This is a genomic window from Hansschlegelia zhihuaiae (genome assembly GCF_004103825.1).
Lineage (GTDB): Bacteria > Pseudomonadota > Alphaproteobacteria > Rhizobiales > Methylopilaceae > Methylopila > Methylopila zhihuaiae.
Window position 1 is genome coordinate 96,354 of sequence record NZ_RYFI01000010.1, and the last position, 11,848, is coordinate 108,201.

8 protein-coding genes are annotated in these 11,848 nt (G+C 68.6%); 4 read left to right on the top strand and 4 right to left on the bottom strand.

Features of this window, described 5'->3' with window-relative positions:
- The 3 genes from EK403_RS11705 to EK403_RS11715 form a co-directional block, all read right to left on the bottom strand.
- On the bottom strand, nucleotides 1-526 hold a 526-nt coding region (locus EK403_RS11705), incomplete at its 3' end, for an MFS transporter (RefSeq protein ID WP_487327325.1).
- Complete coding sequence (locus EK403_RS11710; protein WP_128777676.1) at nucleotides 523-2,724, bottom strand: TonB-dependent siderophore receptor; 2,202 nt, start codon at nucleotides 2,722-2,724, stop codon at nucleotides 523-525. The genes EK403_RS11710 and EK403_RS11705, both read right to left, overlap by 4 nt.
- A gap of 354 nt (nucleotides 2,725-3,078) precedes the next feature.
- Nucleotides 3,079-4,893, bottom strand: a complete 1,815-nt coding sequence (locus tag EK403_RS11715) for a pyrroloquinoline quinone-dependent dehydrogenase (RefSeq protein WP_245479655.1) — start codon at nucleotides 4,891-4,893, stop codon at nucleotides 3,079-3,081.
- Nucleotides 4,894-5,201: 308 nt separating this feature from the next.
- On the opposite strand from EK403_RS11715, the gene EK403_RS11720 reads away from it, so the two are divergent.
- Nucleotides 5,202-7,727, top strand: coding sequence for a TonB-dependent receptor (locus EK403_RS11720; protein ID WP_128777677.1), 2,526 nt, complete (start codon nucleotides 5,202-5,204; stop codon nucleotides 7,725-7,727).
- A gap of 63 nt (nucleotides 7,728-7,790) precedes the next feature.
- On the opposite strand, the gene EK403_RS11725 is transcribed toward EK403_RS11720, so the two are convergent.
- Nucleotides 7,791-8,786 (bottom strand): LysR family transcriptional regulator, encoded by a 996-nt coding sequence (locus EK403_RS11725; protein WP_245479656.1) that lies wholly within the window; start codon nucleotides 8,784-8,786, stop codon nucleotides 7,791-7,793.
- Between the two features lie 201 nt (nucleotides 8,787-8,987).
- On the opposite strand from EK403_RS11725, the gene EK403_RS11730 reads away from it, so the two are divergent.
- The 3 genes from EK403_RS11730 to EK403_RS23125 form a co-directional block, all read left to right on the top strand.
- Nucleotides 8,988-10,247, top strand: coding sequence for a sarcosine oxidase subunit beta family protein (locus EK403_RS11730; RefSeq protein ID WP_128777678.1), 1,260 nt, complete (start codon nucleotides 8,988-8,990; stop codon nucleotides 10,245-10,247).
- A 12-nt stretch (nucleotides 10,248-10,259) separates the two neighbouring features.
- Nucleotides 10,260-10,541 (top strand): sarcosine oxidase subunit delta, encoded by a 282-nt coding sequence (locus EK403_RS11735; RefSeq protein ID WP_128777679.1) that lies wholly within the window; start codon nucleotides 10,260-10,262, stop codon nucleotides 10,539-10,541.
- A partial coding sequence (locus EK403_RS23125; RefSeq protein ID WP_245479657.1) for a 2Fe-2S iron-sulfur cluster-binding protein occupies nucleotides 10,541-11,848 on the top strand: 1,308 nt, incomplete at its 3' end. The genes EK403_RS11735 and EK403_RS23125, both read left to right, overlap by 1 nt.

An 11,848-nucleotide genomic window follows, 5' to 3' on the forward strand; every position in this document is an offset into this window, starting at 1 on the left:
CGCCGATCGCAGATCCCAGATAGGCGCCGCCGACCTGGGCCGAGTTGCCCCAGCCGCGATGTCTTTCCGCAAGGCTTTCGACCGCATAGCCGTCGCAGGCGATGTCGACGGTGGCGGAGGCGAAGGCGCCGATCACGAGCGCCGTGGTGACCGCGCCGAGCATGGTCGGGCCGGTCAACGCCGCCGCGACCAGCGCCGCGACCGCGACCGAACCGATGACCGCCACCACGAGCCGGGAGCGGTTGCCGCCCGAAGCCGGCAGCCGGAAGCGCTCGACCGCCGGCGCCCAGAGGAATTTGAACGACCAGGGCAGGACGGTCAGCAGGATGAAAGCGATGTCGTTGAGCGAGGCGCCGTGCTGCCTGAGCACCGCGGGCAGGCCCTGGAACGTCACGCCGCCGATGACGGACTGGGCGACGTAGAGCCCCCCGACGCCGGCGATGACGGCGACGGGGGAGGGCAGGGGCGCGGCGTCGCGGCGCCGTTCCGGAAGCGCCGCGGCCGTGTCCGCGCCTGCTTCCCTCACCAGCGGTACCTGACGCTCGCGATCACCTGCCGGCCCTTGTCCCAATAGCAGTAGTTCGACGTGCACATCTGTTTGACGTCGTCGAGCAGGTTGGTGGCGTTGACCTGGAGCCTGAAGCCCTTGAGGTCGGCGCTGAGGTTGTCGAGCTCATAGCTGACCTTGGCGTCGACGAAGGCGCGCGGGTCGTTCTTGATGAGCGACCGGTTGGTGTTGTCGCCGAAGCTCGAGCCCTCGTAGCGCACGCCGGCGCCGAGGCCGAGGCCCTTCAGGGCGCCGCTCTTGGCCTCGTAGCCGCCCCAGAGCTGGAAAGCGTGCTTCGGGATTCCGGTCAGTTCCTTGCCGCCGATGCTTACGGGCTCCGAAATTTCGGTGTCGGTGTAGGAATAGGACGCCTGCAGGGTGACGCCGTTCTGCATGGTGCCAGTGGCGTCGATCTCGAAGCCGCGGTTGCGGAAGTCCAGCTGGGTCTGCTGGTTCTGTCCGTCGACGACGGCGAAAACGACGCCGTCCTTCTGCTTGAGCCAGAACACCGAAGCGGTGATCAGCGAGTTGGTGCCGGGATGGGCGTATTTCACGCCGGCTTCGACTTGCTCGCCGACCGTCGGCTTGGTGACGGAGCCGCCGATCACAGTGCCCGGATTGGGAACGAAAGAGGTGCCGTAGCCAACGAACGGGGTGAGTCCGAAGGGCGTGACGTAGCTCAGCGCCGCGCGGCCGGTGAACTTGCCGTCGTTCTGCTTCTGCCTGTCCGGGGTCTTCACATAATCGGTGAAGTCCCCGTCGCCGTCCCGGTCCTCTAGCGAGGTGATTCTCGTCTTCAGGTCGCTGTCGAACCAGTCGTAGCGGCCGCCGAACGTCAGTCGCCAGCGATCCAGCGCCACCTCGTCCTGCGCATAGACGCCGACGAGCGTCTGCTTCTGATTGTAGTACCGAGGGAACGACGTCAGGTCGTCGTAGTCGGGCGTCGAAATGTCGTGCGGATCGGTGAAGCTGCCGAACGCCTGACGTTCCTTATAGGCGAGATAGCTGGCGTCGACGCCGGTCAGGATCGTGTGGCGAGCAGGCCCTGTCTCCACCTTGGTGGTGAGATAGGTGTCGGCCGCGAAACCATCGACGTCCGCCCGGATCAGGCCGGTGTCCATGTTGTAGCTGCCGTTATACTCCTGGCGCGTCGAGAGGCCGGAGTAGCGGACGTTCTGGTGCAGCGTCACGAACTCGTTGAAGCGGTGCTCCAGCTCATAACCTGCGCGCCACTGCTTCTGACGGAAATCGTTGAAGTCCTTATAGGCGAGCGGCGTCTTGTCCGCGCCGAGCGGATTCGATTGGAGAACGTCGTCGGGAGCGTAGCGGTTCTGGTAGGCCGCGGACCCGCCGGTCGTCGAATCCATGTACTCGCCGAGGATCGTGAACTTCGTGTCGTCGTTGGGCTTGAAGGTCACGGCCGGGGCGATGAAGGCTCGGTTGTCCTTGACGGCGTCAAGCTCGGTCCCCGAGTTCCGCGCGACGCCGGTCAGGCGCCACAGCACCGTGCCCTCGTCATTGATCGGGCCGCCGATGTCGAAATTGCCCTGCATGCGGTTGAACGAGCCGGTCTGGGCCTCGACCTCGCCGAACTTGTAGTCGGTCGGCCGCTTGGAGATCAGGTCCACGATGCCGGCCGAGGAGCTCGCCCCGTAGATCGCCGACGCCGGGCCCTTGAGAATCGAGATCGACTCGAGACCGTAGGGTTCGAGACGGAAGAGGCCGTTCGGGCTGTTGAACTGGCGAAGCCCGTCGCGGAACACGCCCGTATAGGTCACGTCGACGCCGCGGATGAAGAAGCTGTCATAGCGCGGATCGAAGCCGAAGGCGCCCACCTTGACGCCCGGCGTGTAGGCGAGGGCCTCTTGAAGATTCTGCGGCTGGCGATCCTGCAGCTGCTGCTGCGTCACCGTGTTGATGGCCGCAGGCGTTTCGATGACCGGCGTGTCGGTCTTCGTCCCGGTGCGCGTGGTCTTCGCCACATAGCCGTCATTGGTGGCGACGCCCGGGGCGCCGGTCCCCGCGCCGCCGCCCGCCTGACCGCCGGCGCCCTGGCCCTCGACGCTGAGCTCCTCGAGCTGCGTCGCGCCGGCCTGCTGGGCGGCGGCGGACTGCAGCGAGATCAGCGTCGCCGCCGAAACGGTCGCGCACAAAGCGAGATCAAGACGGAACGCCACGGCAAAATCCCCTTCCAAGCCACTCGTTCGCCCATAAGTCGGACCGAGGATGGCGTGCAAGGGATCGCCAACAGAAGATAATCAGAACATTTCCAAACAAGAGTTATAATAATTCTAAACAATAGAGCTGGAAAGTATATTTCGGAATATTCGTATAGTATTAGAAATTGTCATTCGACAAACATCTCGAACTTCGCTGCGCCAAGAGTTCTCCCGGCGTGTCTTCCTTGCCACGCGTCCGAGTCGGGCGAGATGGCGTGGGGGCCGGCCAACGCGTCTCGCCGTCGCGACCGCCGACGATGCGACCGCGGCCTTGCGCGAGTCGGTCCCATGTGATCCCGGCGCCCCGGACCGTCAGTCCGGCAGGCCGAAGGCGATCACCGCGCCGCCTTGCCGGAATCCCCAGATCTGGCTGCCGCCGGCCGCGACCGCCACATAGTCCTTGTCGCCGATCCGATAGGCGATCGGCGGCGCGTTGACGCCGGCGCCTGCGTTGAACGCCCAGAGCTTCTCGCCGGTCTTCGCGTCGAAGGCCGAGAAGTCGCCGTCGCCCTCGCCGGAGAACACCAGTCCGCCGGCCGTCGCCAGCACGCCGCCGATCAGCGGCTCGGGCGTCCTGGTCTGCCATTTGAGCGTGCCGCCGGATTTGAGGTCGATCGCGGTGAGCAGCCCATACATTCCGGAGGTCGCGGGCTCGATCGAGAAATAGCGGACCTCGGGCTTGCCGTCGGCGGCGGGCAGCGTGCGGGCGCGGTAGGTCGCTGGCCAATGCATGGCGGCGAGATAGGCGACGCCCGCGGACTGGTCGATCGAGGCCGGCGACCAGTTGACGCCGCCCGCGACGCCCGGGGCGATCTCGATCCCCTCCGAGGTCGGCGGTCGGAACATGTTGGACTGCGGCGAATAGGGCTCGGATTTGAACAGCAGCTTGCCGGTCTCCCGGTCGTGCACGAAATACCAGCCGAGCTTGGACGCCTGTCCGACCGCCGCGATCTTCTTGCCGTCGATCTCGACGTCGAACAGGCTTGGCGGGCTCGCGACGTCGTAGCCCCAGAGGTCGTGCGGCGTCTGCTGATAGGCCCAGACCAGCCGCCCGGTGCGCGCGTCGAGCGCCACGAGCGAGGAGGTGTGGAGGTTGTCGCCGGGGCGGCTTTCGCCGGCGGCCTGCGGCGAGGGGTTGCCGATCCCGAAGAACAGCAAGCCGCGTTCCGGGTCGAGCGCGGGCGCGTGCCAGATCGAGCCGCCGCCGGTCTTCCAGGCGTCCTTGTGGTCGGGCGCCGCCGCCTTCTCGGCCGCGACGTCGCGGTGCAGCGGGACGCCATAGGCGGTCCTTTCGGCGAACTCGCCCTCCCAGTCCGGCCGCGTCGCGTCGAAGCGCCAGACCTCCTGGCCGGACGCGGCGTCATACGCCGCGATGAAGCCCGGCCGGCCGAAGCGTCCCGCGACCCCCACCACGGCGCCGAGCGGCGCGCCCGGCCGCGGGCTGTCGAGATGGAGGCCGTAGCCGACGCCCGTGACGCCGACGATCGCCTTGCCGTCGAACACCAGTGGCGCGGAGTTCGCCCCGACCCCGGTCGCGCCCGAGACCTCACCCTTGAGCGCGCCCTCGCCCTGGCCGAGCGCGCCCCGGTCCTCGCTGCGCTCGTCGCCGCCAGCCGTGGCCAGCGGCCTGTCCCAGATGGGCGACCCGGTCTTCTGGTCGAGCGCGACGAGCCGGGCGTCGACGGTCGCTACGAACACCTTGCCGTAGCCGAGCGCCGCGCCCCGGTTCGCCGGCCCGCAGCAGAGCTTCTTGGCCGTCGACTTGTGCTCGTAGCGCCAGATCTCGCGGCCGGTCGCGGCGTCGATCGCCATGACGTGGCTGAACGGAGCGGTCAGATACATCACGCCATCCGCGACCAGCGGCGAGGTCTGGAAGGTCGCGGCGTAGCCGGTCTGGTAGATCCATTTCGGGACCAGCCGCTTCACGTTCGAGGTGTCGATCGAGTCGAGCGGCGAGAACCGCCGAGCGCCGTAATCGCGCCCCGGCAGCAGCCAGTCGGCCGCGTCGCCGTCGGCCGCGAGGAGGCGGGCGTCGTCGACCGGGTCGGCCGTCGCGAGATCGGGAGACAGCCAGGCGAGGACGGCTGCGGCCGCCAGGCTGCAGAGCAAGACGGAAGGAACGGCCACGATCGCAATGCTCCGTCTGCGCCGGACGGTCGGCGCCTAGGCGCGACTAGTCCACAGCGTGGCGGCGTCGGCAATGCGTCTTCGGGCCGATGTTCCGCCGAGCCCTGAGTCCCTCAGTCGGCCCAGAGTGAGACCTCCGCGTTGTCTGAGTGGATAATAATAATGTTGCATATCAGCATCTTAGAGAGTTCAAATTAAAGTTGCCACATACGTGGCGGATTGAAGGCGGCGTCTCTCGCACGTACACAAGACGGGCGGTCCGGGGAAACAGGCCGCCAACGAGTCGCTGCGTCGGGGGAAATTCGGGGATGACCACTCGCTTCAAGGCGAAGCTTTTGCTCGCGTCCGCGAGCGCGCTCGCGCTGGTGTCCGTAGGGGCGCAGGCGCAGGAGGGGGGCGTCACCGCTCTCGAGGAGATCGGGGTCATCGGCACGACGCCGCTCGGCGGCGACGACCTCTCGCTCGACAAGGTCCCGGCGAACGTCCGGACGCTTCGGTCCGACGATTTCCGCGCGGTCGGCGCCACGCCGACCGTGCAGGAGCAGATCTCCCGCACGACGCCGAGCGTCAACGTCACCGACGTGACCGGCAACCCGTTCAACAAGGAGATCTCGTTCCGCGGCTTCGTCTCGTCGCCGACCGTCGGCGTCCCGCAGGGGCTCGCGGTCTACCAGAACGGCGTCCGCCTCAACGAGGCGCTCGGCGACACAGTCAATTACGACCTGATCCCTCAGGTCGCGATCGAGCGCATGGACGTCTGGACCAACAACCCGATCTTCGGCCTCAACGCCCTCGGCGGCGCGTTCAACTTCCGAACCAAGAGCGGCTTCACGTTCCAGGGCCTCGAGCTCGAAGGCCAGATCGGCTCCTTCGGCCGCTATGAAGGCTCGGGCCAGTGGGGCACGCAGGTCGGCCCCTGGGCGGGCTATCTGTCGATCGAGGGCGCGCGCGACGGCGGCTGGCGCGACTATTCGAAGTCGAACCTGAAGCGCGTGTTCGGCGACGTCGGTTACAAGTCCGACAAGGCCGAGATCCACCTCAACTTCACCTATGCCGACACCAAGCTCGGCGTGGTCGGCCCGACGCCGTTCGAACTGCTCGAGCAGCGCCGCCGCAACGTCTATACGGGCGACCAGATCATCGACAACCAGATGGGCATGGTGAACCTCGAGGGTAAGTTCGAGGTGACTGACGCCTGGTCGCTGCAGACCAACGTCTATTACCGCAACTTCAAGCGCGACGGCGTCGACGGCAACGACACCGATCTCGGCCCCTGCGAGAACAACCCGAACTTCCTCTGCCTCGAGGCCGGCGAGTTCCAGAACCCCGATGGGTCTCCCGTCGACGAGAACGACAAGCGCCTCTGGCTGCGCGATCCAGTGACGGGCAAGCGCATCCGCAACAAGTGGTTCCCGGACGACGAGGACGATTTCGGCCCCGGAAGCACGCCCGGCTCCATCGAGCGCTCGAAGATCCGCGCGCAGCAGGGCGGCGGCACCATCCAGGCGACCAACGAGTCCGAGTTCTTCGGCCGCAAGAACCACTTCGTCGTCGGCGTGTCCTACGACTACGGCAAGACCGACTTTGACGGCTGGAGCGAAGTCTGCATCATCCCGGGCAACCTGCAGTGCATCGGGACCGGCCAGGACTACGTGACGCGCATCCCCGGCGGCATCGCGCCAGTCAGCATCACGGGCACCAACCAATATCTCGGCCTGTACGCATCCGACACGCTGGACCTCACGGACCGCCTGTCCGCGACCCTCGGCGCGCGCTGGAACTACGCGAACATCAAAATCAACGACAAGGGCAAGTTCCCGCCGCTCAACGAGAACGGTCAGCCCTTCGGGCCGGGCCTCGACGGCACCAGCAAGTTCGACCGGTTCAACCCGATGGCCGGCCTCACCTACAAGTTCACGCCCGCGATCACCGGCTACGTGTCCTATTCGGAAGCGAACCGCGCCCCGACGCCGCTCGAGCTCGGCTGCGCCAACCCCGCCATCCCGTGCCCGCTCGAGGCGACGCTGGTGTCCGACCCGCCTCTCAAGCAGGTCGTCACCCGCACCGGCGAGGCGGGCCTTCGCGGCCGCCACGAGTTCGAGGGCTTCGCGCTGAACTGGAACGCCAGCGTCTATCAGGCCAACAACAAGGACGACATCCTCAGCCAGGCGAGCCTGAACGCCGGCCGCGGCTTCTTCGTCAACGCCGGGAAGACGCGCCGCCAGGGCGTCGAGGTCAGCGCCCAGCTGATGGCAGAGCGCTGGTCGGTCTATGCGAACTACGCCTATGTCGACGCCACCTTCCGCAAGTCCATCAACCTGTTCTCGCCCAACAACCCGAACTCCGAAGGCTACGGCGAGGAGGAAGAGGAGGAGGATCGCGTCGCTGCTCCGGCGCCTGCCCTCAAGGACGGCGAGATTCGCGTGAAGAAGGGAGACCGGCTGACAGGCATCCCGGACCATCAGTTCAAGTTCGGCGGCGCCTTCCGCGTCACCCCGCAATGGACCGTCGGCGGCGACGCCACGATCGTGAGCTCGCAGGTCTACGCCGGCGACGAGTCCAACCAGTTCAAGAAGCTGTCTGGCTACGCGCTGTTCAACGGCAACACGTCGTACCAGCTCACCGAGCAGATCCGCGTGTTCGCCGGCGTGAAGAACATCTTCGACAAGAAGTACGAGACGTTCGGAGGGTTTTTCGAGACCGACGACATCGGCTTCCTCGGGCTGGAGGATCCCCGCACGCTCACTCCGGCGCGTCCCCGGCAGTTCTATGCCGGCCTGAACTTCCGTTTCAATCCGCCGCCGCCGGTCGCGCCGCTCGTCACAAAGTACTGACGCGCCCGTCCCATCCGAGCGCGATCCGAGGGGCCGGCTCCGCTAGGAGCCGGCCTTTCCCTTTCAGCCGATCTCGATCGCGCCGGCGAGCGCGGGCGACGCGGCCTCGATCGCGGGAAGAGCCTCGGCCGCGAGCCGGGCCCGCGCGAATTCGGCGACGTCCTGGGGAAGCCTGCCCAGCACGCGGGCGAGCGCGACCAGCGTGAGGCGCCGCGTCAGCCTCGGGCCGGGCGTCGGCGCGAAGCTCACGCCGGCGACGTCGCAGGCCGCCTCCAGCACGCAGAGCGGCGTGGTGACGGCGAAATGGCCGCCGGCCGCGACCGTCGCCGCGACCCCGTAGGGCGTGTCGAATTCGAGCCCGCGCGGCAGTTCGAGGCCGAGGCGCCTGAGATGCCGTTCGATCTCGACGCCGGTCGAGGAGCGGGCGCTGAAGCGCACGAAGGTCAGTTCGCGCGCCAGCGCCGCCAGATCCGCGACCGTTCCGACGTGGGTCCCGCGCGGCAGCGCGAGCAGATAGGTCTCGGTCGCGATCGGCCAGCGCTCGAGCCCCGCGACGTCGCCGAGGTCGTCGACGCCGATCATCAGGTCGAGGTTGCGGGTGACCAGCGCGCCCGCATGGGCCGAGGTCAGGCCCGACAGGATCGAGACCTGGTCGGCGCGGGCGGCGAGATGCCCGGCGAGTGGCGCAGCGAGCGCGCGCGACAGCGAGTCGACGAGCCCGAGGCGCACCAGCGGCAGGCGGCCGCGCGCCACCTCGCGCAGGCCCGGCGCGATCTGCCGGGCCTCCGAGATCAGCGCGCTCGCCCGCTGCCGCAGCAGCGCGCCTGCTGGCGTCAGCGCGAGCGGGCGGACCGTCCGGTCGAACAAGCCGGCGCCCAACCGGGCCTCGAGCTCGGCGACCGCTGTGGAGACGGCGGGCTGGGTCAGCCCGACCCGCCGCGCGGCGGCCGCCATTCCGCCCGCCTCGCACACGGCGAGGAAGATCTCGAGCGAACGGAGGTCGAAGGGGAGGTCGTCGGGGCGGGCGGGCATCAGGATCGAGACAACCTCGACATCCATGTCCCGGCCCTGAGCCGGGACCCATTGAGCGCGACCGCCGAAGCTGAGTGTGCGGTCGCCGCAGCGCCTTGGCCGTGGTCGTCGAGCAGAATGGGTCCCGGCTCAAGGCCGGGACATTCGCGCGTCATACTATAAATTCTTTTTATATTGAGCGCGCCCCTTGCGCCAGTCATCGTCCGGTCATCCGAGACGGGCGCGCCGATGACCTCCGACCGCTATTCGATCTTCTCCCTGCTCCGCGAGACGCTCAACGGCCACAAGGGCTGGCGGCCCGCCTGGCGCAGCCCCGATCCGAAGCCGTCCTACGACGTCGTCATCGTCGGGGGCGGCGGCCACGGGCTCGCGACCGCGCATTATCTCGCCAGCCGCTACGGCGTCACCAATGTCGCGGTGCTGGAGAAGGGCTGGATCGGCGGCGGCAATGTCGGCCGCAACACCACCATCGTGCGGTCCAACTACCTGCTGCCGGGCAACGTCCCGTTCTACGAGCACTCCATGAAGCTCTGGGAGGGGCTCGAGCAGGATCTCAACTACAACGCCATGGTCAGCCAGCGCGGCGTGGTGAACCTGTTCCACTCCGACGGCCAGCGCGACGCCTATGTGCGGCGCGGCAACTCCATGCGGATGCACGGCGTCGACGCCGAACTGCTCGACGTCGCGGCGCTGAAGCGCATCCTTCCGATGCTCGACTTCGACAACGCCCGCTTCCCGATCAAGGGGGCGCTGCGCCAGCGGCGCGGCGGCACGGTCCGCCACGACGCGGTCGCCTGGGGCTACGCCCGCGCGGCCGACCGGCGTGGCGTCGATATCATCCAGAACTGCGAGGTCACGGGCTTCCGCATCGAGAACGGCCGCATCTCGGGCGTCGAGACCTCGCGCGGCTTCATCGGCGCGGCCAAGGTCGGCCTCGCCTGCGCGGGCAACTCCTCGCGGGTGGCGCAGATGGCGGGGCTCAGGCTCCCGATCGAGAGCCATGCGCTGCAGGCCTTCGTCAGCGAGGGCATAAAACCCTTCATCGACACGGTCTGCACCTTCGGGGCCGGGCACTTCTACATCTCGCAGTCCGATAAGGGCGGTCTGGTCTTCGGCGGCGACATCGACGGCTACAACTCCTATGCCCAGCGCGGGAACCTGCCGACCGTCGAGGACGTCGCCGAGGGCGGCATGGCGCTGATGCCGTCGATCGGCCGGGTGCGGATGCTGCGCTCCTGGGGCGGGATCATGGACATGTCGATGGACGGCTCGCCGATCATCGACAGGACGCCGGTCGACGGCCTCTTTCTCAACGCCGGCTGGTGCTATGGCGGCTTCAAGGCGACGCCGGCCTCCGGCGACTGCTTCGCGCATCTGATCGCGCGCGGCGAGCCGCATCCGGTCGGAGCCGCCTACCGGCTCCCTCGTTTCGCGACCGGCCGCACCATCGACGAAAAGGGCGTCGGCGCCCAACCGAACCTCCATTGAGGCGCTGAACAGATGCGCATCGCCTGTCCCCATTGCGGCCCGCGCGGGGTCGACGAGTTCTCCTATCTCGGCGACGCCACCGTCACGCGCCCGACCGACCCGGCCGACCTGGACGGCTTCGCGGCCTATGTCCACGAGCGCCGGAACCCGGCCGGCCGCCACCGCGAGCTCTGGCAGCACGCGCTCGGCTGCCAGTCCTGGCTGGTGGTGACGCGCGACACCCGGACCCACGCCATCGAGGCTGTCGAGGCAGCGCGGGACGTCGCGCTCGCCCGGGCCGGGGGAGAGTCGTAATGGCCCAGCACCGCCTCGCCTCGGGCGGCGTCGTCGACCGCTCCCGCGACATCGCCTTCACGTTCGACGGCAAGAGCCTCTGGGGCCATCCGGGCGACACGCTGGCCTCGGCGCTGGTCGCGAACGGCGTGAAGCTCGTCGGGCGCTCGTTCAAATATCACCGCCCGCGCGGCCTGCTGACGGCAGGTCCCGAGGAGCCGAACGCGCTGGTCGAGCTCCGGACGACCGCGCGCCGCGAGCCGAACTCCAAGGCGACGTCGGTCGAGCTGTTCGAGGGGCTGGCGGCCAAGAGCCAGAACCGCTGGCCGTCGCTCGCGCTCGACCTGATGGCCGTCAACCAGCTCGCCGCCCCGATGTTCACGGCGGGCTTCTACTACAAGACCTTCATGTGGCCGGCCGCCTTCTGGGAGAAGCTCTACGAGCCCATGATCCGCCGCGCGGCGGGCCTCGGCCGGGCCGCCGAGGCGGCCGATCCGGACGAGTACGAGAAGGCGACGGCGCATTGCGACGTGCTGGTGATCGGCTCCGGACCCGCGGGACTTGCGGCCGCGCTCTCGGCGGGCCGGACGGGCGCGCGCGTCATCCTGGCCGAGGAGGACTTCGCGCTCGGCGGCCGGCTGCTGTCGGAGCGCGTCGCCGTCGACGGCGAGCCCGCGGCCGCCTGGGCCGCCAAGGCCGAGGCCGAGCTCGCCGCGCTCCCCGAGGTCACGATCCTGCGCCGGACCGCCGTGTTCGGCGTCTATGACGGCGGGACCTACGGGGCGATCGAGAAGGTCGCGGATCATCTCGCGGTTCCTGCGCCTCACCAGCCGCGGCAGCGCTACTGGCGGATCGTCGCGAAGCGCGCGGTGCTGGCCGCCGGCGCGATCGAGCGGCCGATCCCGTTCGGGAACAACGACCGGCCGGGCGTGATGCTCGCGGGCGCCGTCCGGACCTATCTCAACCGCTTCGCCGCGGCGCCGGGCGAGCGCGCGGTCGTCTACGCCAACAATGACGACGCCGCCCGCACCGTGCGCGACCTCGTCGCCGCGGGCTGCGAGGTCGCCGCGGTGGTGGACGCGCGCGGCGAGGCGACGGCGCTGCACGCCGCCGCCAGGGAGGCCGGCGCCACGCTGGTGTTCGGCGGCGCCGTGCTGCGCGCCGAAGGCGCGCGCGAGGTGAAGAGCTGCGAGATCGCGACTGCGGCGGGCTCCGCCTTCGACGTGCCCTGCGACCTGATCGCGGTGTCGGGCGGCTGGAATCCGTCCGTCCAGCTCGCGAGCCATCACGGCGCGCGGCCGCGCTGGGACGAGCGGCTCCCCCCCCTC